At 51.7% G+C, this 26258-nt stretch carries 23 protein-coding genes, 1 tRNA gene and 2 pseudogenes; 10 read left to right on the forward strand and 16 right to left on the reverse strand.

Annotated elements, in window-relative coordinates:
• The first annotated feature begins 62 nt into the window (after nt 1-62).
• Together sspH2 and J1G48_RS07465 are read left to right on the forward strand one after the other, a co-directional pair.
• Complete coding sequence (sspH2, locus tag J1G48_RS07460) at nt 63-2429, forward strand: SPI-2 type III secretion system effector E3 ubiquitin transferase SspH2 (RefSeq protein ID WP_001676053.1); 2367 nt, start codon at nt 63-65, stop codon at nt 2427-2429.
• A 12-nt stretch (nt 2430-2441) separates the two neighbouring features.
• Nucleotides 2442-2739 (forward strand): annotated as a pseudogene (locus tag J1G48_RS07465) (DUF4113 domain-containing protein); the annotation flags it as partial.
• A 256-nt stretch (nt 2740-2995) separates the two neighbouring features.
• Here J1G48_RS07465 and J1G48_RS23250 read toward each other — a convergent pair.
• The 4 genes and pseudogenes from J1G48_RS23250 to J1G48_RS07480 all read right to left on the reverse strand — a co-directional run.
• Nucleotides 2996-3094: pseudogene (locus tag J1G48_RS23250) on the reverse strand (hypothetical protein); the annotation flags it as partial.
• Nucleotides 3050-3126, reverse strand: a tRNA-Pro gene (locus tag J1G48_RS07470). The gene J1G48_RS07470 and the pseudogene J1G48_RS23250, both read right to left, overlap by 45 nt.
• 73 nt (nt 3127-3199) lie before the next feature.
• Nucleotides 3200-4960, reverse strand: coding sequence for an LPS biosynthesis-modulating metalloenzyme YejM (yejM, locus tag J1G48_RS07475; RefSeq protein ID WP_000256145.1), 1761 nt, complete (start codon nt 4958-4960; stop codon nt 3200-3202).
• 31 nt (nt 4961-4991) lie between these two features.
• The gene (locus J1G48_RS07480) at nt 4992-5219 is read right to left on the reverse strand and encodes a YejL family protein (RefSeq protein ID WP_001135904.1); all 228 of its coding nucleotides are present in this window, start codon (nt 5217-5219) and stop codon (nt 4992-4994) included.
• Between the two features lie 179 nt (nt 5220-5398).
• On the opposite strand from J1G48_RS07480, the gene yejK reads away from it, so the two are divergent.
• Nucleotides 5399-6406 (forward strand): nucleoid-associated protein YejK, encoded by a 1008-nt coding sequence (yejK, locus tag J1G48_RS07485; protein WP_000050807.1) that lies wholly within the window; start codon nt 5399-5401, stop codon nt 6404-6406.
• 27 nt (nt 6407-6433) lie between these two features.
• Nucleotides 6434-7054 carry a hypothetical protein gene (locus J1G48_RS07490; protein WP_000033431.1) on the forward strand — a complete coding sequence of 207 codons (621 nt, stop codon included), beginning with the start codon at nt 6434-6436 and terminating at the stop codon, nt 7052-7054.
• Between the two features lie 107 nt (nt 7055-7161).
• Here J1G48_RS07490 and rplY read toward each other — a convergent pair whose 3' ends face one another.
• Together rplY and J1G48_RS07500 are read right to left on the reverse strand one after the other, a co-directional pair.
• Nucleotides 7162-7446 (reverse strand): 50S ribosomal protein L25, encoded by a 285-nt coding sequence (gene rplY / locus J1G48_RS07495; protein ID WP_000494192.1) that lies wholly within the window; start codon nt 7444-7446, stop codon nt 7162-7164.
• Between the two features lie 124 nt (nt 7447-7570).
• Nucleotides 7571-9331, reverse strand: coding sequence for a DEAD/DEAH box helicase (locus tag J1G48_RS07500; protein ID WP_000578115.1), 1761 nt, complete (start codon nt 9329-9331; stop codon nt 7571-7573).
• Nucleotides 9332-9482: 151 nt separating this feature from the next.
• Between J1G48_RS07500 and rsuA the strand changes: the two genes are divergently transcribed.
• The 3 genes from rsuA to J1G48_RS07515 all read left to right on the forward strand — a co-directional run bounded on the left by rsuA (nt 9483) and on the right by J1G48_RS07515 (nt 12131).
• Nucleotides 9483-10178: a 16S rRNA pseudouridine(516) synthase RsuA gene (gene rsuA, locus J1G48_RS07505; RefSeq protein ID WP_001234841.1), complete on the forward strand. Its 696-nt coding sequence runs from the start codon at nt 9483-9485 to the stop codon at nt 10176-10178.
• Between the two features lie 27 nt (nt 10179-10205).
• Nucleotides 10206-11396 carry a Bcr/CflA family multidrug efflux MFS transporter gene (locus J1G48_RS07510; protein WP_000213396.1) on the forward strand — a complete coding sequence of 397 codons (1191 nt, stop codon included), beginning with the start codon at nt 10206-10208 and terminating at the stop codon, nt 11394-11396.
• Between the two features lie 390 nt (nt 11397-11786).
• Nucleotides 11787-12131: a YejG family protein gene (locus J1G48_RS07515; RefSeq protein ID WP_001094639.1), complete on the forward strand. Its 345-nt coding sequence runs from the start codon at nt 11787-11789 to the stop codon at nt 12129-12131.
• 3 nt (nt 12132-12134) lie between these two features.
• On the opposite strand, the gene yejF is transcribed toward J1G48_RS07515, so the two are convergent.
• The 9 genes from yejF to yeiP form a co-directional block, all read right to left on the reverse strand.
• Nucleotides 12135-13724 (reverse strand): microcin C ABC transporter ATP-binding protein YejF, encoded by a 1590-nt coding sequence (yejF, locus tag J1G48_RS07520; protein WP_000203611.1) that lies wholly within the window; start codon nt 13722-13724, stop codon nt 12135-12137.
• A gap of 1 nt (nt 13725) precedes the next feature.
• Nucleotides 13726-14751, reverse strand: coding sequence for an ABC transporter permease (locus tag J1G48_RS07525; RefSeq protein WP_001137761.1), 1026 nt, complete (start codon nt 14749-14751; stop codon nt 13726-13728).
• The gene (locus tag J1G48_RS07530; RefSeq protein WP_000501623.1) at nt 14751-15845 is read right to left on the reverse strand and encodes a microcin C ABC transporter permease YejB; all 1095 of its coding nucleotides are present in this window, start codon (nt 15843-15845) and stop codon (nt 14751-14753) included. The genes J1G48_RS07525 and J1G48_RS07530 overlap by 1 nt, the downstream gene beginning before the upstream one ends.
• Nucleotides 15846-15854: 9 nt before the next feature.
• Nucleotides 15855-17660, reverse strand: a complete 1806-nt coding sequence (locus tag J1G48_RS07535; protein ID WP_000561739.1) for an extracellular solute-binding protein — start codon at nt 17658-17660, stop codon at nt 15855-15857.
• Nucleotides 17661-17766: 106 nt separating this feature from the next.
• Nucleotides 17767-19323: a cyclic di-GMP phosphodiesterase gene (locus J1G48_RS07540; RefSeq protein WP_000957752.1), complete on the reverse strand. Its 1557-nt coding sequence runs from the start codon at nt 19321-19323 to the stop codon at nt 17767-17769.
• Between the two features lie 325 nt (nt 19324-19648).
• A complete protein-coding gene (gene mepS / locus J1G48_RS07545; RefSeq protein ID WP_000241015.1) occupies nt 19649-20221 on the reverse strand; it encodes a bifunctional murein DD-endopeptidase/murein LD-carboxypeptidase in 573 nt (190 codons plus the stop codon).
• A 413-nt stretch (nt 20222-20634) separates the two neighbouring features.
• Complete coding sequence (locus J1G48_RS07550) at nt 20635-21354, reverse strand: phosphatase PAP2 family protein (RefSeq protein ID WP_000178091.1); 720 nt, start codon at nt 21352-21354, stop codon at nt 20635-20637.
• A gap of 29 nt (nt 21355-21383) precedes the next feature.
• Complete coding sequence (locus J1G48_RS07555; protein WP_000169342.1) at nt 21384-22370, reverse strand: GTP-binding protein; 987 nt, start codon at nt 22368-22370, stop codon at nt 21384-21386.
• 212 nt (nt 22371-22582) lie between these two features.
• Nucleotides 22583-23155, reverse strand: a complete 573-nt coding sequence (yeiP, locus tag J1G48_RS07560) for an elongation factor P-like protein YeiP (protein ID WP_001136822.1) — start codon at nt 23153-23155, stop codon at nt 22583-22585.
• Nucleotides 23156-23479: 324 nt separating this feature from the next.
• Between yeiP and J1G48_RS07565 the strand changes: the two genes are divergently transcribed.
• From J1G48_RS07565 to J1G48_RS07575, 3 genes are all read left to right on the forward strand, one after another.
• Nucleotides 23480-23734, forward strand: coding sequence for a YkgJ family cysteine cluster protein (locus tag J1G48_RS07565; protein ID WP_001523448.1), 255 nt, complete (start codon nt 23480-23482; stop codon nt 23732-23734).
• 387 nt (nt 23735-24121) lie between these two features.
• Nucleotides 24122-24244, forward strand: a complete 123-nt coding sequence (locus J1G48_RS07570) for a membrane protein (protein WP_001519564.1) — start codon at nt 24122-24124, stop codon at nt 24242-24244.
• 1 nt (nt 24245) lies between these two features.
• Complete coding sequence (locus J1G48_RS07575; RefSeq protein WP_001213897.1) at nt 24246-24911, forward strand: GNVR domain-containing protein; 666 nt, start codon at nt 24246-24248, stop codon at nt 24909-24911.
• A 63-nt stretch (nt 24912-24974) separates the two neighbouring features.
• Here the strand turns inward: J1G48_RS07575 and setB are convergent, their stop codons facing one another.
• Nucleotides 24975-26156 (reverse strand): sugar efflux transporter SetB, encoded by a 1182-nt coding sequence (gene setB / locus J1G48_RS07580; RefSeq protein WP_000551934.1) that lies wholly within the window; start codon nt 26154-26156, stop codon nt 24975-24977.
• Between the last annotated feature and the right edge of the window lie 102 nt (nt 26157-26258).

Raw genomic sequence — 26258 nt, forward strand, 5'->3', positions numbered from 1 at the left:
ACCAGGAAGAGATGATGTCTGCCGGACAGATACTATATGTAAATTTATAAAGGTTTTTTGTTATGCCCTTTCATATTGGAAGCGGATGTCTTCCCGCCACCATCAGTAATCGCCGCATTTATCGTATTGCCTGGTCTGATACCCCCCCTGAAATGAGTTCCTGGGAAAAAATGAAGGAATTTTTTTGCTCAACGCACCAGACTGAAGCGCTGGAGTGCATCTGGACGATTTGTCACCCGCCGGCCGGAACGACGCGGGAGGATGTGGTCAGCAGATTTGAACTGCTCAGGACGCTCGCGTATGCCGGATGGGAGGAAAGCATTCATTCCGGCCAGCACGGGGAAAATTACTTCTGTATTCTGGATGAAGACAGTCAGGAGATATTGTCAGTCACCCTTGATGATGCCGGGAACTATACCGTAAATTGCCAGGGGTACAGTGAAACACATCGCCTCACCCTGGACACAGCACAGGGTGAGGAGGGCACAGGACACGCGGAAGGGGCATCCGGGACATTCAGGACATCCTTCCTCCCTGCCACAACGGCTCCACAGACGCCAGCAGAGTATGATGCTGTCTGGTCAGCGTGGAGAAGGGCTGCACCCGCAGAAGAGTCACGCGGCCGTGCAGCAGTGGTACAGAAAATGCGTGCCTGCCTGAATAATGGCAATGCAGTGCTTAACGTGGGAGAATCAGGTCTTACCACCTTGCCAGACTGTTTACCCGCGCATATTACCACACTGGTTATTCCTGATAATAATCTGACCAGCCTGCCGGCGCTGCCGCCAGAACTGCGGACGCTGGAGGTCTCTGGTAACCAGCTGACTAGCCTGCCGGTGCTGCCGCCAGGACTACTGGAACTGTCGATCTTTAGTAACCCGCTGACCCACCTGCCGGCGCTGCCGTCAGGACTATGTAAGCTGTGGATCTTTGGTAATCAACTGACCAGCCTGCCGGTGTTGCCGCCAGGGCTACAGGAGCTGTCGGTATCTGATAACCAACTGGCCAGCCTGCCGGCGCTGCCGTCAGAATTATGTAAGCTGTGGGCCTATAATAACCAGCTGACCAGCCTGCCGACGTTGCCGTCAGGGCTACAGGAGCTGTCGGTATCTGATAACCAACTGGCCAGCCTGCCGACGCTGCCGTCAGAATTATATAAGCTGTGGGCCTATAATAATCGGCTGACCAGCCTGCCGGCGTTGCCGTCAGGACTGAAGGAGCTGATTGTATCTGGTAACCGGCTGACCAGTCTGCCGGTGCTGCCGTCAGAACTGAAGGAGCTGATGGTATCTGGTAACCGGCTGACCAGCCTGCCGATGCTGCCGTCAGGACTACTGTCGCTGTCGGTCTATCGTAACCAGCTGACCCGCCTGCCGGAAAGTCTCATTCATCTGTCTTCAGAGACAACCGTAAATCTGGAAGGGAACCCACTGTCTGAACGTACTTTGCAGGCGCTGCGGGAGATCACCAGCGCGCCTGGCTATTCAGGCCCCATAATACAATTCGATATGGCGGGAGCCTCCGCCCCCCGGGAAACTCGGGCACTGCACCTGGCGGCCGCTGACTGGCTGGTGCCTGCCCGGGAGGGGGAACCGGCTCCTGCAGACAGATGGCATATGTTCGGACAGGAAGATAACGCCGACGCCTTCAGCCTCTTCCTGGACAGACTGAGTGAGACGGAAAACTTCATAAAGGACGCGGGGTTTAAGGCACAGATATCGTCCTGGCTGGCACAACTGGCTGAAGATGAGGCGTTGAGAGCAAACACCTTTGCTATGGCAACAGAGGCAACCTCAAGCTGCGAGGACCGGGTCACATTTTTTTTGCACCAGATGAAGAACGTACAGCTGGTACATAATGCAGAAAAAGGGCAATACGATAACGATCTCGCGGCGCTGGTTGCCACGGGGCGTGAGATGTTCCGTCTGGGAAAACTGGAACAGATTGCCCGGGAAAAGGTCAGAACGCTGGCTCTCGTTGATGAAATTGAGGTCTGGCTGGCGTATCAGAATAAGCTGAAGAAATCACTCGGGCTGACCAGCGTGACGGCAGAAATGCGTTTCTTTGACGTATCCGGCGTGACGGTTACAGACCTTCAGGACGCGGAGCTTCAGGTGAAAGCCGCTGAAAAAAGCGAGTTCAGGGAGTGGATACTGCAGTGGGGGCCGTTACACAGAGTGCTGGAGCGCAAAGCGCCGGAACGCGTTAACGCGCTTCGTGAAAAGCAAATATCGGATTATGAGGAAACGTACCGGATGCTGTCTGACACAGAGCTGAGACCGTCTGGGCTGGTCGGTAATACCGATGCAGAGCGCACTATCGGAGCAAGAGCGATGGAGAGCGCGAAAAAGACATTTTTGGATGGCCTGCGACCTCTTGTAGAGGAGATGCTGGGGAGCTATCTGAACGTTCAGTGGCGTCGTAACTGATGCACCAGGTGAATGAGGTGCGGTGCGACAAAGATATTCCCGGACGAACAACATCAGACAGTACGGATGATGTACAGGTGAAATAGGGGAGACTTCTTCAGTCAGGGCGCGGCGAAACTTTTTCGATGATAACGCGCCGCGCGCCGGTAGCGAGAAGCCGATGGAAGTACTGGATCACCTGAATGCAAAGAAGGGCTGGGGAAAGCTGTACTTTGCCGGGGAGGGTATCCAGCAACAGTGGGCTATGAAGAGAAACATACTGTCATCCCGATATACCACCCGCTATGAAGACCTGCTTCAGGTTAAGTGACAGGTTTACCCTGATTTTCAAATTTCTGATGTGATGGTGTGCCGCAGCCACATTGTATGCAAGAACGGGCTGCGGCAAACTGGCGATCGTTCGATAGTGCGTGTATTGAATAGTTACCAGTCGTGGCGGATTCTACTGGTTAAGGATGACTAATCAATGTATTTAAGTCATCTGTTCAACTTTTCGCGTTGGAGGGAGCTTGAAGTCAATTTGCAGTGACCTTCGATAGCTATTTCACCATCATTTCACCATTTGCAAATTGGATATATAAAAAAACCAGCCCTGGCAGGCTGGCTTTTAAGGGGAATTTTGGTCGGCACGAGAGGATTTGAACCTCCGACCCCCGACACCCCATGACGGTGCGCTACCAGGCTGCGCTACGTGCCGACTTGTGGGTGCTAATACTACCTCTTTCCAACGCGAATGCAAGGGGAAACGGTGCTAACTGATTTATAATTAATCAGTTAGCGATAAAACGTTTCTCTTCTGTTAGCACTTGCAGCAGCAGACTGAGCTGCGGCTTCTGATCTTTGATCTTCTCGCCGTGTAAGTCATAGGTCTGATAATGACCGTTATTATTGAGCACCAGGGTCATTTGCGGCGTCGTGATTGCCAGCGTACTGCCGTCTGCCGCCGTTACCCAGTTATGACGACGTGGAACGGTAAAGATGTCCTGGCCCTGTGAATATTCGTTCGCTGGCGTGCTGACATGTAACAGGCGTTGCATCAACGTGGTCATCACATCGGTATGATCGGTAAGCACATTAATACGCTGCGCAGGCGTCCCCGGCCAGTGGATCACCAGCGGTACTTGCAGATGACCTTGCGACCAGTCGAAGCGATTTTCTTCCGGCGTCAACGGTATGCCGCGTCCTGCGGTAATGATCACGACAGTATTCTCGAATTTACCGGCCTCTCGCAGCGCGTTCAGAACCCGATTGATTTGCGCATCCACGTCGCTGGCGGCACTGGCGTAACGCTTAACAAAATTTTTCTGGTTACTGTCATCAATATTAGTACCGTTAAACGATATCCATGAGAACCAGCGGTTATCTTCCTGTGCGTAGCGCCCAAGCCAGTCTATCCACTGGCTGGCCGTTTGCGCATCAGACTGCGTTTGCGCTGCCGGCATCGAGAAATCGGACAGTAATGCCTGACGATAAAGCGGGCTGGCGAAGCCATCCGAAGAAAACAGTCCCAGTTGGTAGCCTTGCTGATTCAACGCGGTAATGAGCGCCGCAGGCGTTCTGGTGGATAACACGCCATCCATATAGCCTGGCGATATGCCATAGAACAGGCCGAAAATACCGTTATCAGTGGTATTCCCTGAACTCATATGACGGGTGAAGTCGATGTTTTGCTCGGCAAATGTAGCCAGCTCCGGCATCTGCTTCTCAAAGCGAGAATAGTTCAGGCCGTCTACGGTAATGAGCAGCACATTCTGACCGGTGCCCATATCGCGATAGTGCAAATTGCTGAGCGGGTACTGAACGGAGACCGCTTCCGGATTGCCTTGCTCTACCAGACGGCGCTGATATTCCTGCGCATCCAGCAGACCGTGTTTTTCAAGAAAACGTCGCGCCGTCATCGGATAAGAGAGCGGCAGGTTTGCCCGCTGCATGGTAATCGGCCGGTAAAAATTAGCATCTGCCCAGATGTAGATAAGATGCGATGCGATAAAGGAGACGAAAAAGAATGCCGCAAGCGGCCTTGCGAAATGGCGACGGCGCGTGAGACTGCGCAGCTTTTGCCAACTCCATGTCGCAAATAGCATCTCAATCAATAAGATAACCGGCACGCTAATAAACATAAGCTGCCAGTCGCGCGCCATTTCGTTCTGGTCAGGGTTGATGACCAGCTCCCAGACAATGGGATTAAGATGCAGGTGAAAACGGGTAAAGACTTCGCTGTCGATAAGCAACAACGTCATACCCGCGGTCGCCAGAATGGCTGATATAAACCGCATCAGCCGCTGGGACATCACGATAAACGTGAGCGGAAAAAGAATAAGCAAATAGGTGGCGAACACCAGAAAGCTAAAGTGCCCGACAATGCTCAGGTAGGAGTATATGCGACCCGCAAGCGTTGTCGGCCAGTCGGCGACAAACAGGTAACGGCTGCCGAGCAACGTAGCCAACAGTATATTGAACAGAGCGAACCAGTGCCCCCAGCTAACCATCTGGGAGACTTTTTCACGGTAGCGCTGACGATGAGTTACCATACCTGTCGCTTGTTTCTCCGGAGTCGGCTTTTTAGTGCGCGTTGTCTTCGCTAATCGAAGACTGCAAGGCGCGGGCAAAAGAGTTCGCAATCGCCTGGCGTTGAGCTGGCGCAACGCTGGTGTTGATAAGGTTGGTGACCATATTTCCCAGCACCATCAGGGAAAGATCGGTCGGCGCCTTATGTTTTTCCAGTACACTGAGCAGTTCGCTCAGCAATTGTTCAACATGTTCATCACTATAGCGGGAGAGTTGTGGCATAAATCAAAATCTGTTTGTTCATGAAAGGGCAACATATTACCGTAGCAACAGTTTTTTTTCTGCATTTTTATCCCCTAAATCATTCGCGTTACGGATAACGCCTGAAATGACAGGGCGATTGCTTGCGTCTTCCGGCAGGCGGTGGTTGAATACCGCCCGGTCTTAAAGGAGAGTTTATCATGAGTCTGGATATCAACCAGATTGCCCTGCACCAGCTTATCAAGCGCGATGAGCAAAATCTTGAGCTGGTCTTGCGCGATTCATTGCTGGAGCCGACAACCACCGTTGTCGAGATGGTGGCTGAACTGCATCGGGTCTATAGCGCCAAGAATAAGGCGTATGGCCTGTTTAATGAAGAGAGTGAACTGGCGCAAGCGCTGCGGTTGCAACGTCAGGGGGAAGAAGATTTTCTTGCCTTTAGCCGGGCGGCGACCGGACGCCTGCGTGACGAACTGGCGAAATATCCCTTTGCGGACGGCGGCATTGTATTGTTCTGCCATTATCGTTACCTGGCGGTGGAGTATCTGCTGGTTACGGTACTGAACAACCTGAGCAGTATGCGGGTCAATGAAAATCTGGACATTAACCCGACGCATTATCTTGATATCAATCATGCGGATATCGTGGCGCGTATCGATCTTACCGAGTGGGAAACTAATCCGCAATCGACCCGCTACCTGACGTTTCTCAAAGGTCGGGTAGGGCGCAAGGTCGCTGACTTCTTTATGGATTTCCTCGGCGCCAGCGAAGGGTTGAACGCCAAAGCGCAGAATCGCGGCCTGTTGCAGGCAGTGGATGATTTCACCGCAGAAGCGCAGTTGGATAAAGCAGAACGTCAGAACGTGCGTCAGCAGGTGTACAGCTACTGCAACGAGCAGTTACAAGCCGGGGAAGAGATTGAGCTGGAATCGCTGTCTAAAGAGCTTTCCGGCGTCAGTGAAGTCAGCTTCAGCGAATTTACTGCCGAAAAAGGCTATGAGCTGGAAGAGAGCTTCCCGGCAGATCGCAGTACGCTACGCCAGTTAACCAAATATGCCGGCAGCGGCGGCGGGTTAACGATTAACTTTGATGCGATGCTACTGGGCGAGCGGATTTTCTGGGACCCGGCGACCGATACCCTGACTATCAAAGGGACGCCGCCGAATCTGCGCGAGCAGTTGCAGCGACGCACGTCGGGCGAGAAATAAAGGCATACGACATAAAAGGACGCCGTAGTGAGTAAAGGAATACGACAGAAGCCGCCTGTTAATTTCAGTTTATTTCGGCAGGTTTTGTATGCGCACATTGTCGCATTTTTGATGATGTTGGTGCTCGGCATGGTGTTCACCGTTCTCTCGTTGGTACTGTTTTATACTTATGGTGCCAACTGGTTACTGAGCTTGTTCATATGCCCGCTGTTCTTGTTAAGTGGTTTATTCATTACTGGATTTGCTTTTAAATCAACTTGGTCCAGCATACGTTACTATTACGACAAGGGGCAGTTGAAACGGTATGGACTCAATCTTGATGCAACTTTGACGCATAAAGAGAAGGTGGAAATACGCATCGATAATGCAAAGCGTCAAGTGCGTGTAGATGAACTGGAGCTCCATGTCTTATTTGATTTTCAGTTTGATAGCAAGACATGGAGCTGCGGCGACTTACTGACCAATGAAAAGGTATTTGATGCGTTGAATGACGGGCAAACTATACCAATACGAATTTTGCCATGGAAACCGGAAAGTGCCAGCGTTCGTCAACGGGCATTATTCAATCGGCTTAAAGGTATGAATACCGCGGCGGAAACTACAGATTCTCGATTAGGGGAGGCGCTAATTGAATGTGGCGAGGTGTAAGAAAGCAGAAAAGCAAAGTGGTTTCTCGTTGCTCTGCATGTCGTCAAATTCAATTAAACGCATAAAAAACCCCGCCGGGGCGGGGTTTTTCTTCAACTTCCAGGCGATTACGCGCGAACGAAGTCGATGTGAGTCAGCTTCGGTTTGTAAGCGTGACGCTGTACAGCCTGAGCTTTAACTTTTACTTCTTTACCGTCAACAACGAGGGTCAGAACTTCGCTGTAGAATTCAGCTTTAGCTTGCATGTTCATCACCTGGTCGTGGTCCAGTTCGATAGCAATCGGGGCTTCAGAACCGCCGTAGATGATTGCCGGGAACTTGTTAGCGGCGCGCAGGCGGCGGCTCGCACCCTTACCCTGCTCTTTACGTACTTCTGCGTTGATAGTAAACATTTAAATCTCTCTTTAATAATTCCTGCTACAGGCGACCCAGCAACAGGTAAGTGATCTGCTTTGCGTATGCAAAGGCGGGCGAGATTCTATACTCAAATCGCCGTTACATCAATGAAAAGTACGATTAACCACGTAATTCGTGCGCCCGGCGGAAGCGGCCTTCATAGTCGAACACTTTTTCACGCACCTGCCAGTACTGGCCTTTCATCCGCGCGACCACAAAATCGGGATGCCGCAACAGCGCCTGCTGCGCGACAATATCCGCCGCCGTGATCCAGCGTAAAGGAACGCCGGGCGTGCGGGTATGCGGGCGAATAAATAGCTGTTCGAAAGCGGTACGCTGGGCGGGCGTGTGCAAGCGGAAGCGCTCACTGACATCCGCGCCGTCCTCGTCATAGTAAGTGATTTTCAGCCATTCGCCTTTCTCATCCTGCCCATGCTGCATCGTCATTCCGCTACAGCGCAGGACTAACGCATCCTTGAGTCTGAGCGCCGCTTTTAACATATCGTCCGGGTCGACCAGAATAGCGTCACATTCCCGGCAGCGTCGGGCGGCAATATCGTTTTCGGCATTACACTGCGGGCAGTTTTTGAAGCGAAAGCGAAAATCGCACTGCTCGCGATGGCCGTCGTCATCGTCAAACCAGCCCTGGCAGCGACGGCCAAAGTGTTCAATCAGCGTGCCGTCGGCAGTGGTTTTCCCCCAGAAGGTGTTGGCAAAGCCGCAGGCCGGGCAAAATACCTGGACAGGGACGTTATCGCTTTTTCCCTTCGGGCTACCGACCTCCGGGGCATACAGGTCGTGCGGGTTGCCTGCGTAATCAAGAATCAGGCAATCGGTCTTTCCCGGCGCAAGGCGCAGACCACGCCCGACAATTTGTTGGTAAAGACTAACTGACTCGGTGGGACGTAGAATCGCGATGAGATCAACGTGTGGGGCGTCAAAGCCGGTGGTCAGCACCGAGACGTTAACCAGATAGCGAAAACGCTGCGCCTTGAAATTATCAATCAGCGCGTCGCGCTCGGGCCCTGGCGTATCGCCGGTAATCAGCGCCGCGTCGTCCGCCGGAAGCAGACCGACAATCTCTTTCGCATGTTCGACCGTGGCGGCGAAAATCATCACGCCTTTGCGCGTTTGCGCAAATTCCATAATCTGGCTGATGATGTGCGGCGTAATCCGCTGCTGCTTTTTCAGCTCACGGTTCAGGTCGGCTTCGCTGAACAGCCCATTGCTTTGGGCCTGCAGGCGGCTGAAATCGTATTGGACCACTGGCATATCAAGCCGCTCAGGCGGCGTCAGATAGCCGTGTTTAATCATATAGCGCAGCGGCAGTTCATAAATACAGTCGCGAAACAGCGCGTTGTCGTTGCCGCGCACCATACCGTGGTAATGAAATTGATAAATCCAGCCTTTTCCGAGGCGGAAGGGCGTGGCGGTTAGCCCAAGCAGACGTAAGTGAGGATTAACTTTACTCAGGTGAGTGAGGATTTGCTGATACTGACTGTCTTCATCGTCACCGATGCGGTGGCATTCATCGACAATCAACAGCGAAAACTCCTCCTGGAAGGCGTCAAGATTACGCGCCACCGACTGTACGCTGCCGAACACGACTTTGCCCTGACTCTCTTTACGTTTGAGTCCGGCGGCGAAAATATCTGCTTCCAGCCCCAGCGCGCAATATTTGGCGTGGTTCTGCGCGACCAGCTCTTTCACATGCGCCAGCACCAGTACCCGTCCGCGGGCGACGCGCGCCAGTTCGGCGATCACCAGGCTTTTACCTGCGCCGGTCGGCAGAACAATCACGGCGGGCGTACGGTGGCGGCGAAAGTGGCTGAGCGTGGCGTCTACGGCTTCTTGCTGGTAGGGGCGGAGTGTAAAAATCATGGTCTCACTACGTTAAACGGTTCCGGGAATAGTATGCCATGAATCATTTCCCTTGAGGGATATAGTTAGCCCGCTATACTGAGCGGATAGCAATTCCCTTTTTTCGGGTAGAATGCCCGATTTCCGTATTATTACAGGCTAAATCACACACATGCGACTTGATAAATTTATCGCTCAGCAGCTTGGCGTCAGCCGCGCTATTGCCGGGCGTGAAATTCGTGGTAACCGCGTTACCGTCGATGGCGACATCATTAAAAATGCGGCCTTCAAACTGCTCCCGGAACATGCGGTTGCGTATGACGGCAATCCCTTAGCGCAGCAACACGGGCCACGCTATTTTATGCTTAACAAGCCGCAGGGATACGTTTGTTCAACCGATGATCCCGATCATCCAACGGTACTGTATTTCCTGGATGAGCCGGTGGCGTATAAGCTGCATGCCGCAGGACGTCTGGATATCGATACTACCGGTCTGGTGTTAATGACAGATGACGGTCAGTGGTCGCACCGCATTACGTCGCCGCGCCATCACTGTGAAAAAACCTATCTGGTGACCCTGGAGTCGCCGGTGGCCGACGATACGGTAGCGCAATTTGCGAAAGGCGTGCAGTTGCATAATGAAAAAGATCTCACTAAACCCGCTACGCTGGAGGTGATAACGCCTGTGCAGGTCCGTCTGACCATCAGCGAAGGCCGTTATCATCAGGTGAAGCGGATGTTTGCCGCAGTAGGCAATCGCGTTGTGGAACTGCACCGCGAACGGATTGGCGCCATTACGCTGGATGAGAATCTGGCTCCCGGCGAGTACCGCCCGTTGACTGAAGAAGAAATCGCCAGCGTCGGCTAACTATCTCGTTAAATTCAGGAGTTCGATGTGACCACCCGGCAGCACTCTTCCTTTGCCATTGTCTTTATCCTTGGCCTGTTGGCCATGTTAATGCCGCTGTCGATTGATATGTATCTTCCTGCGCTGCCGGTGATTTCTGCGCAATTCGGCGTGCCTGCCGGTAGCACGCAGATGACGCTCAGTACCTATATTCTGGGGTTTGCGCTGGGTCAGCTTATCTATGGACCGATGGCGGATAGCCTCGGGCGTAAGCCGGTCATCCTGGGCGGGACGCTGGTATTTGCTGCTGCGGCGGTCGCCTGTGCGTTGGCGCAGACTATCGATCAACTGATCGTGATGCGTTTCTTTCACGGTTTGGCGGCCGCGGCGGCAAGCGTCGTCATCAATGCGCTGATGCGGGATATTTATCCAAAGGAAGAGTTTTCGCGCATGATGTCATTTGTCATGCTGGTCACTACGATAGCGCCGTTAATGGCGCCCATTGTCGGCGGCTGGGTGTTGGTATGGTTAAGCTGGCACTATATCTTCTGGATACTGGCCATTGCGGCGATTCTGGCGTCAGTCATGATCTTTGCTCTGATTAAAGAGACGCTGCCCGTTGAGCGGCGTCAGCCTTTTCATATTCGTACCACAATAGGTAACTTTGCCGCGTTGTTTCGCCACAAACGCGTACTGAGCTATATGCTGGCGAGCGGGTTTAGTTTTGCCGGTATGTTCTCTTTTTTGAGCGCGGGGCCGTTTGTTTATATCGAAATTAATCATGTTCCGCCGCAGGATTTCGGCTACTACTTCGCGTTGAACATCGTATTTCTGTTTGTGATGACGATTATCAACAGCCGTTTTGTCAGACGGGTAGGGGCGCTAAACATGTTTCGGGCCGGGCTATGGATTCAGTTTGCGATGGCGGTGTGGATGGTTTTCAGCGCGCTGATGGGCATTGGATTCTGGGCGCTGGTGGTCGGCGTTGCGGCGTTTGTCGGCTGTGTGTCGATGGTTTCGTCCAATGCGATGGCGGTCATTTTGGATGAGTTTCCGCATATGGCCGGAACGGCGTCTTCGTTGGCGGGCACTTTCCGCTTTGGTATTGGCGCTATCGTCGGCGCGTTGCTGTCGCTGGCTACCTTTACCAGTGCGTGGCCGATGATCTGGTCGATTGCGCTTTGCGCCGCCTGTTCCATTCTGTTTTATCTCTACGCCAGCCGTCCCAAAAAACGGTGACGGGCGCGCTGTCCCTCAATGGCGCCGAAGAATGCGCAGGCGGCGTTGGGGGATGCTATCCGCTACACGATGGCAAAGCCAAACGGCTTTCATAGTTGATGTATATCAATTACCAATTCATCATTTTCCTCCTTTATGTTTATTTTATGTAAAATCCATTTATGTAAAAAGTCACATCATTGTAGTTAAAAAGGTTGAGTTAGATCGCAGAAACGGGTACATATAGCCCGCCGCTATCTCCGCGTCGGTAAAACTATTTTAACTCCCGCTTGCTGTAGAGCCACTGACGGAGAGAAGGGCGTTAGCAATCTGTTTAAGGACGGGTTGTCAATGATGTGTTAATATAAATGTAAGCAAATTGTGAAGTAATTGTGCTTCCGGGGAAAGAAAGTGAATACATTACAGCTCTCAATTGTTCACCGTCTGCCGCAAAACTATCGCTGGTCGGCGGGTTTTGCGGGGTCAAAGGTTGAACCGATTCCGCAAAACGGGCAGAGCACCGAGAATAGTCTGGTGGCGCTTAAACTGTTGAGTCCGGCAGGCGATAGCGCGTGGTCAGTGATGCATAAGCTCAGCCAGGCGCTAAGCGATATTGAAGTTCCTTGCTCCGTGCTGGAGTGCGAAGGGGAACCGTGCCTGTTCGTTAATCGTCAGGATGAGTTTGCCGCCACCTGTCGGCTGAAAAATTTCGGCGTGGCGATAGCGGAACCTTTTTCTAACAATAATCCTTTTTAGGCGTCAGCTTAACGCGAGTAGCTGACGCGTATAGGCCTGTTGCGGTGCGGTAAACACGCGCTCGCATTGCCCCTGTTCAACCACCTCCCCCTGCCGCAGCACGATAACCTGATGGCACAGCGCGTGTACTACATGCAGATCGTGGCTAATGAAGATATAGGCCAGACGGTGCTTTTGCTGGAGCGATTTCAGGAGGGCAAGAATCTGCGCCTGAACGGTTTTATCCAGCGATGAGGTCGGTTCATCCAGAATAATAAGCGACGGTTTTAAAATCAGCGCCCTGGCGACGGCGATACGTTGACGCTGGCCGCCGGAAAACTCAGCGGGGTAACGATGCCGCGTTTCCGGGTCCAGGCCGACTTCCATCATGACCGCTTTCACCTGCTGTTCTCGCTGCGCGCCTGAAAGCGTAGGCTGGTGGACGCGCAGGCCTTCTTCGATAATTTGCAACACGTTTAAACGCGGGTTTAGCGATGAGTTTGGGTCCTGGAATACGACCTGGATACGGTGGCGAACAGGTAAAAGCTGGCGGCGGTTTAACGTATCCAGCGATTGACCGTCAAACACGATGCGGCCTTCGGAGCGGATAAGCCGTAACAGCGCCAGACCGGTGGTGCTTTTTCCCGATCCTGACTCGCCGACCAGACCCAGCGTTTCGCCTGGATGCAGGGTGAAACTGATATTGTTAACCACCACATTATGATCCACGACGCGCTTCAGAATGCCTTTGCGGATTGGGAAGGCGACGCGCAGCTTGTCCACTTCCAGCAACGGCGCCTGCCCGGCGGGGAGCGGAACCGGATCGCCTGTGGGTTCGCTGTTGAGTAGTTTTTGCGTGTACGGATGGGTCGGCGCGGAGAGCAGCGTGTCGGCGCGTTGGTTCTCTACGCACTTGCCGTGTTGCATTACCGCCACTGAATCCGCCAGTTTTTTTACAATGCTGAGGTTATGGGTGATAAACAGCAATCCCATATTAAGCTCGCGCTGGAGTTCCCGCAGTAGAGATAAGATCTGCGCCTGTACGGAGACGTCGAGGGCGGTGGTCGGCTCATCGGCGATCAGTAATTCCGGCCGTGTTAACAGCGCCATGGCTATCATGACGCGCTGGCGTTCGCCGCCGGAAAGCTGATGCGGATAATCGCGCAGACGCTGGCTCGCCTGGCGGATACCGACCCGATCCAGACAACCGATCATCTCCGCCCTTGCCGCCTCCCGACGCATTCCCCGATGGAGCGACAGCACTTCATAGAGCTGTTTTTCCAGCGTATGCAGCGGGTTAAGTGAAACCATCGGTTCCTGAAAAATCATGGCGATTTTATTGCCGCGCACGCCGCGTAGCGTCTGCTCGCTGGCATGAAGCAATGATTCGCCGTGAAAGCGAATATCGCCGGAGAGGTAGACGGCGGGAGGGGTAGGCAAAAGACGCAGAATGGAAAGCGCCGTCACGCTTTTCCCTGACCCGGACTCGCCGACCAGCGCCAGCGTTTCCCCGGCGTTCACCTGTAACGAAATGGCGTTAACGACAGGACGCACGTGCTGTTGCTGACGGAAACCTACCGATAAATTTTCAATCGCAAGCAATGGAGATGTCATCTTATACCGCCTTAGCAGGATCAAAGGCGTCGCGTACCGCTTCGCCGATAAAAATCAGCAGCGATAGCAGAATGGCGACAGACAGAAAGGCGGCGATCCCCAGCCAGGGAGCCTGTAAGTTGTTTTTCCCCTGTAAAAGAAGTTCGCCGAGAGAAGGGGAGCCAAGCGGCAGACCGAATCCCAGAAAATCCAGCGACGTCAGGGTGGTGATGGAGCTACATAAAATGAACGGTAAAAATGTCAGGGTAGCGACCATCGCATTAGGCAACATATGGCGCAGGATAATGTCACGATCGCTGACGCCAAGCGCCTGCGCGGCGCGGATATAGTCAAAATTGCGGGTCCGTAAAAACTCGGCGCGCACTACGCCCACCAGACTCATCCAGCCAAACAACACGGTTATGGCCAGCAGCCACCAGAAGTTAGGCTGCACTACGCTGGAAAGTAAAATAATCAGAAACAGGGTCGGCATCCCCGACCAGACTTCGATGAGACGTTGCCCCCATAAATCGACTTTGCCGCCATAATAGCCCTGTAGCGCGCCCGCCAGTACGCCCATGACGCTGGAGCAAATCGTTAACATCAGGCCGAATAAAATAGAAATGCGGGTGCCGTACAGGATGCGGGCGAAAACGTCGCCGCCATTCGCATCGGTGCCCAGCCAGTTTTTCGCCGAAGGCGGGGAGGGGAAAGGCTGCGTGGTGGCAAAATTAATGGTATTGGCGCCAAAGCGTACGGGGGCCCACAACACCCAGCCCCGATTCTCAAGTTGCCGTTGTAGCCAGGGGTCCTGATAATCTGCCGTTGTCGCCAGCGGGCCGCCGAAATCGCGCTCGCTGTAATTTTTTACCAGCGGAAAATACCACTGGCCTTCATAGCGCACCAGCAATGGCTTATCGTTAGCAATCAGTTCCGCGCATAAGCTCAGGCTGAACACGACCAGGAAAATCCATAGTGACCAGTAGCCCCGGCGATTATGGCGGAAACGCGCCCAGCGGGCCTGATTGACCGGGCTTAATCGCGGCATTATCGTCCCTCAAAATCAATGCGTGGATCGACCAGCGTATAGCTGATATCGCTCAGGATATTCAGTAATAAGCCAATCAGGGTAAAGATATAAAGCGTACCGAACATCACCGGATAGTCGCGCGAAACGGTTGCTTCATAACCCAGCAGCCCCAGGCCGTTGAGCGAGAACATGACTTCAATTAGCAACGAGCCGGTGAAAAACATACTGATAAAAGTGGCGGGAAACCCGGCGATCACCAGCAGCATGGCGTTACGAAAAACATGTTTCCAGAGAATGTTTTTTTCACTCACGCCTTTCGCGCGAGCGGTAACGACATACTGTTTACGCACCTCGTCGAGAAACGAATTTTTCGTCAGCATCGTCAGGGCGGCAAAACCGCCGATGACGGTCGCCAACACCGGCAGCGTAATATGCCACAAATAATCGGTGATTTTCTGGTACCACGGTAATGTGTCAAAGTTGGCGGAGACCAGGCCACGTAGCGGAAAAATATCGTAGTAGCTGCCGCCGGCAAAAAAGACGATTAATAAAATAGCAAACAGAAAGGCGGGGATCGCATAACCAATAATGATAAACGCGCTGCTCCACACATCAAAGCGACTGCCGTTATGGACGGCTTTGCGAATCCCCAGCGGGATAGACACCAGATAAATAATCAGCGTGCTCCATAATCCCAGGGTAATGGAGACGGGAAGGCTGTCTTTGATTAGCGTCAGTACGGATGCGCTGCGAAACAGACTGTCGCCGAAGTCAAAAGAGAGATAGTCCCGTAGCATCTTGAAATAACGCTCATGCAGCGGTTTGTCGAAGCCGTAGCGATGGGTGATCTCCGCGATCACCTCCGGATCGAGTCCCCGGCCGCCGCGATAATGGCTGTCGCTGATATTGCCGACGCCGGTTTGCGCATGACTGGCGCGAACGCCTTCGCCGCTGGCGCCGGGCAACGCGCCGCCCTGGCCAAATTCAATCGCGGCAATCGCCTGATCGACAGGGCCGCCGGGAGCGATCTGCACGATAAAAAAGTTAATGGTAATAATGGCCCATAGCGTGGGGATCACCAGTAACAGACGGCGGATAAGATAGGCGCCCATTGATTCTTACTACCTCCTGGCTGCCGGTAGTTTGGCGGCTTTGTTGACATCATACCACCAGGTATCTAACCCGATGGTATATACCGGGCGAATCGCCGGATGGGAGAATTTATCCCACCAGGCGAGCCTGTCTTGCGCCATATACCACATCGGCAGCATGTAATAGTTCCAGGTCAGCACGCGATCCAGCGCCCGTCCCAGCGGCACCAGTTTCGCTTTATCACCCTGCGCTGCGATAATTTGCGCGATCAGTTTATCCACCACCGGGCTTTGTACGCCGGGAGCGTTATAACTGGAGTCAATGTATTCCGACGCCCATGAGATTTGTAGATCGGAGCTGGGCCAGGGCATCGCCCGCCATAGCCTCGGCATCATGTCATAGTCGCGGCTGCGCATCCGGTTGGTGAGCTGAGAATTATCAACCTGACGGATAGTCATCGTAATGCCCAGACGCTGAAGATTATGCTGGAAGGGCAGAACCCACTGGCTATTACTGCTGGCAGGAAGGAGAAGTTCAAACGTCAGAGGCTTACCGGTGACGCTATTGACCCGTTGCTGTCCGTTGATCACCCATCCGGCCTGCGTCAACAAGGCGTCAGCTTTAAGAAGATTTTCGCGATCGTAGCCGTCGCCGTTAGAGACCGGCGGCTGATAGATCTGAGTGAAGACTTCAGGAGGAAGATCTTTTTTCATCGGCGCGAGTAATACCAGCTCATCGGCGTCAGGATAATTTCTGGCGGCGTACTCGGTATTCTGGAAGTAACTGTTGGTTCGGCTGCAGGCATTATAGAACAGCGCTTTATTCATCCACTCAAAATCGAAGGCCAGGGTGACAGCTTCACGTACCCGCCGGTCTTTAAATACCGGGCGCTGAATGTTAAAGGCCAGCCAGCGTGTGTCCTGCGCCGACTCGTTTTTCTGCTCTTCTTTAATGATGTAATGATTATCGAAATTTTTACCGATGTAGCGCGTTGCCCAGTTTTTAGCGTCGTTTTCCAGCCGTAGATCAAATGCGCCCGCTTTAAACGCCTCGAAAGCGACATTGTCATCAAGGTAGTAATCGTAGCGGATAGTGTCGAGGTTAAAACGTCCACGATTGACCGGCAGATTAGCCGCCCAGTAGTTTTTGACGCGTGAATAGACAATGTACTGGCCCATTTTCCACTGAGTAATCCGGTATGGGCCGCTGGCTAAGGGCGGCGTTGAAAGCGGATCGCTGAGCTTGTGATTTTTCCAGAATTTTTCGGGCATGATCGGTAATGAAAACAGACTAAGCATGTCTTCTTTACCAGGCTTCGCCAGCTCAATTCGCACGGTTAAAGGCGCAATCGCCTTCACGGTAGTACCTTTATAGACCAGACGGAACTGCGGTACGCCTTCGGTCATAAACTTATGAAAGGTAAAGGCCACATCGCGGGCGGTAATGGGCGTGCCATCGTGAAAACGAGCGCGGGGATTAATCGAGATTTCCACCCAGGAATAGTCGGCGGCATAGCGGGCATGGTCGGCAATCAGCGGGTAATAGCTTCCGGGTTCATCATCCGAGGTGGTAAAAAGCGTATCGTAAAGGGCTTCGGTACGTACGCCGGGATTGCCGCGCAGCGAATAGCGATTGAAATTATCGAACGTACCAATGGCGGAAAGCGTCATCTGACCGCCTTTCGGCGCAGCAGGATTCACATAATCAAAGTGATCAAAGTTAAAAGCATACTTAGGTTCGCCGAGTACGGCGAAAGCGTAGCTTTCTTTGATTTCCTGGGCCTGGGCGCCAGCGCTAACCAGTGCGACAAGCAGAAGCATTACGCGCGCAATCATCTGAAGGCGGTTTCCTTATCGTATTGCCCGCTGCAAACCGGCAGGCGTTTCGCTGAATAATAAGTGACGTTGCGTCTGATGTGAATCCGTTAAAACCGTAAGGGGGCTACCATTCAGGCACAGAAGGCGCCGACATCCACAGCACGAAATCTTGTAGGGGTAAAGGACGACTAATCCAGTACCCCTGCAAGTAATTAACACCGTGATCGCGTAGCCAACGGGCCTGCTCCGGCGTTTCAACGCCCTCGGCCACCGTCAGCATATTCAGGCGTCTGGAGAGCGTCAGCACGGTATCCAGAACCGGAGACGTGACGGTTTCCGTGCCGATCGCCTGGATAAAACCGCGATCGATTTTCAGATAATCTAAAGTAAATCGCTCCAGATAAATCAGGGCGCTATGGCCTGTACCGAAATCATCTATAGCGATTTCAAACCCGGCGGAATGCAGCCATTCGAACAGTTTGGCCGCTTCATACTGCTGGAGCATATCGCGTTCAGTGATTTCCAGCACGATATGAAAATGGTGCGCGGGCAGGGCGTCCCTGAGCCGGTGCATATCCTCTTTAAAACTGTCGCTGTGCAGATGTTCCGGCGCGATGTTAATGCCAAATTTGGCACCGACGGGCATCACCTTCTGTAACGTGGGCGCGTCGCGGGCGATCAGCTCGAACAGATGCTGCGTTAACGGTACGATAAGTTGCTGCGCTTCGGCATAGTGGATAAAGGCATCCGGCGGAATCTCTCCTGCCGTAGGGTGACGCCAGCGCAGTAAGACTTCAAGCCCGGTGACGCTCAGCGTACGAGTATCGACGACGGGCTGATAAACCACATAAAACTGCTCGTGTTTGATCGCCGTTAAAATCTCTTTGCCCGGTCGCGTCCGGAGGGCATAGATAAAGTAACAGATAAACCCCGCTACGATGCCGCTAATGCAGCCCAGCATCAACGCATACCACAAGTCATTGTAGGTCCAGCTATCGGCATAAAGCTGTATTTTAAGCGGCAGGCCGTTGATAGTTGCCTGTCGTGAAGGCGTGCCCGGCAGCTCCGCGACGGTCAGCAGACGCGAAGAAAAGGTCGACAGCGCGGTATTGCCGACAATCAGCGCGATGCCGTTAAAATCATCCTGGCGCGTGGTATAGAGTAAGTAGGGCGTCAGGTTAATATTCAGCGATGTGAATACGCCGCTGTCATTTAATAATGGGTTTCGATACCAAATCACCATTGTCGGTTTGTTGGGCATCATTGGCGTGCCGGGCAGAATCGCCATAGCAACGTCTTTGCGGATATCTATATCCGGTACCAGTTGCTGAAGCGGCATATTCATGGCGCCAGTGGCGGAAGAGCAGAACACTTTTTTATCTTTAATCAATAAGAAGGCGCGGACATTAAGGCTAAAAGCGGCTCTTGAGGTGAGTTCTGCGCCAACCTGCTGACAGGTGTTGATCGTCAACGGCTGAAGAATATCGGTGGTGGCTTTCAGGTCGGCGAAATAGCTGGCCAGGTAATGTTGTACATCAGAAAGGAGCGTATTGTATTTAACATCCCGTTTATGCCACGACAGGAAAAATTGCAGGCTACCAATAAGTAATGCTGCCGCTATCCCCGTAATGATACAGGTAAGCAGGATTTTCCGACCGGAAGAGGAGTCGCGTGTAAGCATAATTCCTGGTGTGACCTTAAAAGGCGGATGCCGGTTAAACTGGTTGATTTATAAGACTATAGCCTGGATTACCCCGGATAGTCATGCTTTTCTGTGATGCGCAGGAAAGCGTATTGTCGCAGTAGTCGTTGGCGGAAACGACCTGAATGTCTGATGGCGCTATGTTTATCAGGCCTATGTTCGTGTGTTGTAGGCTGGATAAGAGGCGACACGTCGCTATTCGGTAAAACGGGTTCAGAAGGGATAATAAGCAAAAGCACTGCCGAAGCAGTGCTTTTTATGTCGTCTCATCAGGTAAGCCAAGGGAGGTGCTGCCTGATGAAGATTAACTGCGGCTCAGAACTCGACGCGCTTCATTGTAGCGTTTTTTCCAGTACGGTTCGTTCATACTGGAGATAATGACGCCGCTACTGGTAGACGCATGGACAAACTGGTTATTGCCGATATAAATACCGACATGACGACCAGTGGAACCGGCGCGGAACAGAACCAGATCGCCCGTACGCAGGTTATTGCGTGAAACTGCTTTGCCCATTTCCTGCTGTTCATAGGTTGAACGCGGAAGCTCTAAACCAAACTGTTCACGGAAGGTGCGCTGTACAAAGCTGGAACAGTCGACGCCTTTCTTGGTACTGCCGCCCAGGCGGTAACGCACGCCTTTCCAGTCAGCATACTGATCCATAATCCGCGACTTAACGTCGAGGTTACGCACCATATTTTCAAATTCATCCTGAGAGGCTTGCAGTGAAGAGCTATCGCTATTGCCCACAGCATGCGTCTCAGAATGCATATTCTTTGCGGTATTGGTGGTTGTGCTACAAGCAGAAAGCAGAACCGCAACTGCAATCGCAGGAATCCCGCGCAAAATATATCTCAAAATCGGTTGAGATTTGACCATGTTGTTTGTTTTCCCTTGAAGTCCTTAACGATAAATATCGTTATAAAAATGCCAAACGTGATGAGACTAATTACCTGCACAGCTTGAGACAATTCTTTGTGCACAAATCTGTGGCGGAACGCACAAATTTATTCGCAATGAGAATAATTATCTGGCGAGGCAAAACGAGTTTGAGATTACCCGATTGTTGCTGTCATTGCGAGCGATTTCGCGTGATTTTTTATAAGAATTTATGATACGAAAAGTGAGCTATCAGCACGGGTCAAATTAAGCGCAAATCGTTTAAAAATCGTGCAACCTGTTCATTTTGCAGAGGAATAATATGACCGAAAAATGATGGGCTGGGGGAATATCATCATAAATTATCTTCAACGATGTAAAACTATCGCTGAAGGTAATGTTAATTACATGGGTTATTTGTTTAAAATTTGTTTATTTCCGCCCGGGAGATAATTCTCAAAAAGCGCTATCGCCCGGTCGCTGAGCGGGGTCATCAGCCACCAGGGGAGGCCAATCAAAATAACCGTGAGCGACCCGACCACAATATCGGTGAACCAGTGAGCGCCAATCATAACGCGCGGAAACGCGAAAACCACAAATATAATAAGGGCGATAATCCCCGCCGTTTTGCCGAAATAACGCAGCATAAAGGCGGAAAATATCAGCAGCATCATACCGTGATCGCCTGGGAAACTGTCTTTTGACGCGTCTTTTGTCGGGATGTGCAGCAACTCGCTGACGCGATAAATATGCTCAAAAGAGAGCGTTGGGCTGGCGCGCTTGACGGGGATCAGCGCCTGACCGAGTTGGTTAAGCACCACCGCTGTTAGCAGCATGACCAATCCGATTATCACAATGCGCCGCCGGCCCGACGCGTCTTCTTTTAGCCAGAAACTGAGCATCAGTCCGCCCATCGCCAGCAGCGAACAGCCGTCAAACGCCCGATTATTGGTAATAGCGACCCACCAGAGGAACGCGTGGCTTTCCACCAGTTTCTGGTTAAAGAAGTGGAATATGCCGGAATCAATGGTGAACCAGAAACCGTGATTGACGGGAAGATACCATGACAAAAACAGCGCCAGACCGGCGGCATTAAGCAGAATTATCAAGGAATAGCGGGTTTTCATCGTCATTTCGCCATAGTTTTTAAACGGTGGCAACCTTACGCGTGCGTCGCTAAACGAAGCTTCAACAAGGCCGTCTGTAACGTATTCCAGTCGGTTTCTGTGTTTGAGATAAGTTCAACCCGGCTATCCGGCGGCGCGACACTCTGTGTTTCGATGTGCAGGTCATCGCCCTGGCGATTGATGCGTACCAGCCCCTCTTGTATGCGCATAACGCCTTTCACCCGGCCCACCGGCGCCAGACGAGCCCATTCGAGGAGGCCAATGGTGTCAAACACGGTATCGGCATCGAAAATCCAGCCGCAGGCCTGATGACCCTGTCCGCTATTAAGGCTGCGTCGCCAGCGCTGCTGGGCGGGCAGATTTAGCGCGGCGAGTCCTTTTTTACTGGCATGAGTGTGAGAATGCGCGGCGCTGGCCGGCAGTTCCGCCAGATTTTGTCGCGGTAAATCCAGAAGCTTACCGTCTATCTGTCCATGTTCGGCATGAATCAGTTGACGATCGCCGCCGTACTGTCGCCACCACTGTTGCAGGGCGGCATCGCTCTGCGCCGTGGCGCGATCGGTCTTATTGGCGATGATAATATCGGCTGAGGCGAGCTGATCGCGGAAATTTTCATTGGCGACGTTCTGTTGGTCCAGTAGCAGGCGAGGGTCAAGGATGCAGAGCGTAGCGCGTAAATCAATCCACGGCTCATAAACCGGCGCAGTTAATAAATCCAGAATCTGTTTTGGGTGCCCCAGTCCGGTTGGTTCAATCAGCAACCGGTCAGGTTTGCCCTGGCGCAGCAGCGTGTTGAGCCCCACCTGCATAGGCAATCCATTGACGCAGCACATGCAGCCGCCGGGGATCTCTTTTAGCAGTGCGCCGCTGTCGGCAAGCAGCGCGCCGTCAATACCCACTTCACCAAATTCATTAACCAGGACGGCCCACTTTTCAGCCGGATCTTTATGAGCTAATAAATGAAGGATAGAGGTGGTTTTTCCGCTACCGAGAAATCCAGTAATAAGATTGGTTTTGGTCACGTCAGCTCCAGAATATTGATACAACATAACAACTTTTAATAATCTTGGCGAATAAACGTGAAAAAGAGAAGTGCTGAGTTGACGAAGTCGTGCTTCTGCCATCTTAAGAGCAGAAAATGTTAAATTTTTAACGTTTCTCTTGCCTGGTGCAGAACAGTCAATAAATAAAAGGGGCAGACTGCGCCCTGGGGCGCAGCCGAAAAATGTGAAACTTAATCCGCGCGCCCCATATAACGGCGCTCTTCGATATGAATGCGGATTTTCTCTCCTGCGCTCAGGTATTCGGGAACCTGAATCACCAGACCGGTGCTTAATGTCGCGGGTTTGTTACGTGCGCTGGCGGACGCTCCTTTAATACCCGGCGCGGTTTCGACGATTTCCAGATCCACGGTCTGCGGAAGCTCTAGCGCCAGCAGTTGGCCGTCCCAGGTCAGAACCTGCATATCCGGCATTCCGCCTTCAGGCATAAACAGCAACTCTTCTTCAATCTGATCTTTGGTGAAGGTATACGGCGTATAGTCTTCTTTATCCATGAACACATATTCGTTGCCATCGACATAAGAAAAGTCAACGCCGCGACGGCTCAGGGTGACGGTATCAACGATATCGTCGCCTTTGAAACGTTCTTCCACTTTCAGACCGGTGCGGACATCGGAAAAACGCATTTTATACAGTGTGGCGGCGCCACGGGCGGTAGGCGACTGAATGTCGATATCTTTCACAATCAGCAATTTGCCGTTGTAGTTCAGTACCATACCTTTTTTGATTTCGTTCGCTCTTGGCATCGAGGAGATCCTGTTGTAGAGATTATCTAAAATATCGCGTAAAACTACTCGCGCCGGGCCATCCAGGCAAGTGGAATTGTCACTTTTGCTGGTGCAAAAAAGGTGATACTGTTCGCCCGCTTTCCGCTCCGCGTTCAACGAGAATAGGCGATGGCATGTCGCCCGGAGGGGGGAAGTGTGCTGTGTTGTCCCTTCTGTTTCCAGCCTTGTCTTCGGAATGTCTGAGGGCAGGTCTGATCATGATGACGTCCACATTTTAAATCTGGATTTTTCTTTGGACAAATTCTGTTATCTTTCATTTGGTTATAAATAGAGGGGCTGAGCATGGACTGTCGTAGCGGTTGTGGTGCTTGCTGTATTGCGCCTTCAATTTCGTCGCCGATACCCGGAATGCCGAATGGCAAGCCGATGAATACCAGATGCGTGCAGCTTTCGGAAGATAACTTGTGCCTTATCTTTGGCTCGCCTTTACGCCCAAAAGTGTGCTCTGGTTTGCAACCGACAGGGGACATGTGTTTAACGACCCGGGAAGAGGCCATTATTTATTTGCTGGAACTCGAACAGAAAACCTTACCATGATCTAAGCCGCTTTTGATAAATGTGCAGGGGCTTACGTTATATCCCGAAATAGTCTGCAAAAGCTGCGCATCAAATTACCTCCTTTTACCATTAAATAGCGTAATACATGCTTCCCTTATTTCGTGGCTTCTGAAGCGGTAGATGCCGCCGCTCAACCCCGTTGGTGCCTGAACGTGTACCGAACAAACCGTCACATAAAACAAAAACGATCAATTTTATTTATATGATAGTTTTTATCTATTAAAAAGAGGAATCTTGATCGATTTTAATTATTTATAACGATCGATATCATGAATTTGATAGTTTATATCTATCATTGATGTATTTACCGATCGATATAACCAGTGTGAATGTGTTGTTATTTTCCTTTAAAATACTCGAATTCTTATGTGTGGGTTTTATCTTATGAAGAAATATACGTTCGCAGCCAGGGCGTTTATTTTTACGCTGGTGTTGCTTTTTGTTATTTCAGTATTCGGGTTGACTATTAGCGTTTTAAAAGGGATGTGAAATGCGGGGAGAAAATAGTGAAATTGATTTAGTCGACGTTTCCTTATTCCTTATAAGAAAATGGCTAAGTATCGTGATCGTTACCTTTATTTTTGTCGCCATTGGCTATGTTTTTGTGAGCGTGCAGCATGATACAAAGGTTGTGAGTATTACAATCAAACCTAATCTGGATACGCCTGCTACCTATGCGTTATGTGGCTATACTAATGATATTCAATGTAAAACAACGGTTATCCTTAACCAGTTTAGCCGTTTCTTGCCTGCGGAATATAAAAATAAAATAAGTTTTGACGCGAAAAATCAGCTTGTTCTTTTTAAGGCGCAGGGGAGGGAAGAAAGCGTCAATAATATTATTTCCACCCTGAAAAATAGTGTCGATAAAATGGCGGCATGGTATATCGATGATGGTGACATTAAACGTTATAGCGTGCATAAAAATATGTTACAAACGGAAACATATGCAAAGCTATCCTTGTTGTCGGAGGCGGTTAAAAATAATGCTAACATTGAAGTGATAGATGTTGCTGTCACACCAAAATATAAGATGCGGCTGGTGTTGGTTCTTTGCGGACTGATGGGCGTAATTTTCTCAATAACCGGTCTTTTATGTAGGAGGGCGCTTACAGAATATCGTTTTGAGAAAAAGACAATGAATGACCGCGCATGAACATTGCGCAGAGATAAACTCTGCGCTGAATGTGTCGAAGAGTAAAAGTATCAGGCTTGCAAGTTAAACATCTTTAATACGCGCCAGGCAGAACATGGTGGCGACAATCATGACTAACGCAAACCAGAAGACCGCATGATAATTCCAGATTTCTGCGGCGATTCCCGCCAGCGAACCGGCAATGATCCAGCCGACGCGAATGGTATTGGTATACAGCGTGGTGGCTGAACCCGCCTGGCCTGGCATGAGATCCTGAAAATAGAGCATGCCAATCCCGCCAAGAATGCCGATGTAAATCGCGTTCAGCAACTGCAAGCCGAGTAACGTTGCCGGCGCGTGCGCCAGCAACATCCCCGCATAAAAGCACAGTCCGGCGACAACGGCGATGCACATTAACAGGCGTTTTCCCAACCGTTTGGCGAAGTAACCTGCAATCAGCATTGTGGGAATCTCCAGCCCGGCGGCGGTGCCCATCATCACGCCTGCAAGTTTTTCCGGAAGATGCAGCTCATTGATGATAAACAGCGGCATATTAATGATATACAGGCTGTTAGTTCCCCACATTAACGTACAGATGACAAACAGCAACAGCGTATCGCGGCGATTACGACGCGGTGCTTCCAGCGTGCCGGTTGCCAGCGGCGCATCTTTGCGCATTGACGGTAAAAAGAACCACACCATGACGCCGCAGACGATAAAAGCTACCGCCGCGCTCAAATACATCACCGTAAAGCTAAAACCCATCGCCAGCGCATAGGCCAGCGGCGGCCCAATGACCCAGGCCAATGAGACCTGGGCGCGGAGGATTGAGCTGAACATCACCGCTTCACGACCTGTACGATCGGCATGTTCACGGGCGAGCGCAAACATCTGCGGGTTGGCGGTAGAGCCGAAGCTACTGAGAAAGACGCCGATAAACAGCAAAATAAAGTAGTTGCGGTTCCAGGCAAACAGCACGCAGGCCAACATGCCCAGCACGCAACAGAAAACGATCAGTTTTTTGCGATCGCCTTTTTTATCTGAGCGACCGGCCAGAAACTGGCTCACGATAATGCCGATAACCGCGCTGCCGGTAAAAAAGAATCCCACCATGCCGGGGCGGGCGTGAACCTCATCCGTCAGAAAAATACTGAGCGTCGGCGTCTGTAGCGCACCGGCAATACCGGTGAGAAAAGCGACGATCAAAAAGGCGGTAGACGTCAGGTCAAACGATTTAGGCGCAGCGGCGGCGGGACTGTTGTGCATGTTTCTATATCAGTGGTGTGAAGAGAGGCGGAGTTTACGCTGCCCGTCAGAAAATAAACAGGCGTCTGAATCAAAATCGACACGAAAAATCAAAATAGCATT

The organism is Salmonella sp. SAL-020, from assembly GCF_017372215.1.
GTDB classification, from domain to species: Bacteria; Pseudomonadota; Gammaproteobacteria; order Enterobacterales; family Enterobacteriaceae; genus Salmonella; species Salmonella enterica.

Bases quoted from the DNA above. Each gene is read 5' to 3' on its own strand.
- sspH2 (WP_001676053.1), top strand. From the start codon at position 63: ATGCCCTTTCATATTGGAAGCGGATGTCTTCCCGCCACCATCAGTAAT.
- yejM (WP_000256145.1), bottom strand. From the start codon at position 4,960: ATGGTAACTCATCGTCAGCGCTACCGTGAAAAAGTCTCCCAGATGGTT.
- J1G48_RS07480 (WP_001135904.1), bottom strand. From the start codon at position 5,219: ATGCCACAACTCTCCCGCTATAGTGATGAACATGTTGAACAATTGCTG.
- yejK (WP_000050807.1), top strand. From the start codon at position 5,399: ATGAGTCTGGATATCAACCAGATTGCCCTGCACCAGCTTATCAAGCGC.
- rplY (WP_000494192.1), bottom strand. From the start codon at position 7,446: ATGTTTACTATCAACGCAGAAGTACGTAAAGAGCAGGGTAAGGGTGCG.
- J1G48_RS07500 (WP_000578115.1), bottom strand. From the start codon at position 9,331: ATGATTTTTACACTCCGCCCCTACCAGCAAGAAGCCGTAGACGCCACG.
- rsuA (WP_001234841.1), top strand. From the start codon at position 9,483: ATGCGACTTGATAAATTTATCGCTCAGCAGCTTGGCGTCAGCCGCGCT.
- yejF (WP_000203611.1), bottom strand. From the start codon at position 13,724: ATGACATCTCCATTGCTTGCGATTGAAAATTTATCGGTAGGTTTCCGT.
- J1G48_RS07525 (WP_001137761.1), bottom strand. From the start codon at position 14,751: ATGCCGCGATTAAGCCCGGTCAATCAGGCCCGCTGGGCGCGTTTCCGC.
- J1G48_RS07530 (WP_000501623.1), bottom strand. From the start codon at position 15,845: ATGGGCGCCTATCTTATCCGCCGTCTGTTACTGGTGATCCCCACGCTA.
- J1G48_RS07535 (WP_000561739.1), bottom strand. From the start codon at position 17,660: ATGATTGCGCGCGTAATGCTTCTGCTTGTCGCACTGGTTAGCGCTGGC.
- J1G48_RS07540 (WP_000957752.1), bottom strand. From the start codon at position 19,323: ATGCTTACACGCGACTCCTCTTCCGGTCGGAAAATCCTGCTTACCTGT.
- mepS (WP_000241015.1), bottom strand. From the start codon at position 20,221: ATGGTCAAATCTCAACCGATTTTGAGATATATTTTGCGCGGGATTCCT.
- J1G48_RS07550 (WP_000178091.1), bottom strand. From the start codon at position 21,354: ATGACGATGAAAACCCGCTATTCCTTGATAATTCTGCTTAATGCCGCC.
- yeiP (WP_001136822.1), bottom strand. From the start codon at position 23,155: ATGCCAAGAGCGAACGAAATCAAAAAAGGTATGGTACTGAACTACAAC.
- J1G48_RS07565 (WP_001523448.1), top strand. From the start codon at position 23,480: ATGGACTGTCGTAGCGGTTGTGGTGCTTGCTGTATTGCGCCTTCAATT.
- J1G48_RS07570 (WP_001519564.1), top strand. From the start codon at position 24,122: ATGTGTGGGTTTTATCTTATGAAGAAATATACGTTCGCAGCCAGGGCG.
- J1G48_RS07575 (WP_001213897.1), top strand. From the start codon at position 24,246: ATGCGGGGAGAAAATAGTGAAATTGATTTAGTCGACGTTTCCTTATTC.
- setB (WP_000551934.1), bottom strand. From the start codon at position 26,156: ATGCACAACAGTCCCGCCGCCGCTGCGCCTAAATCGTTTGACCTGACG.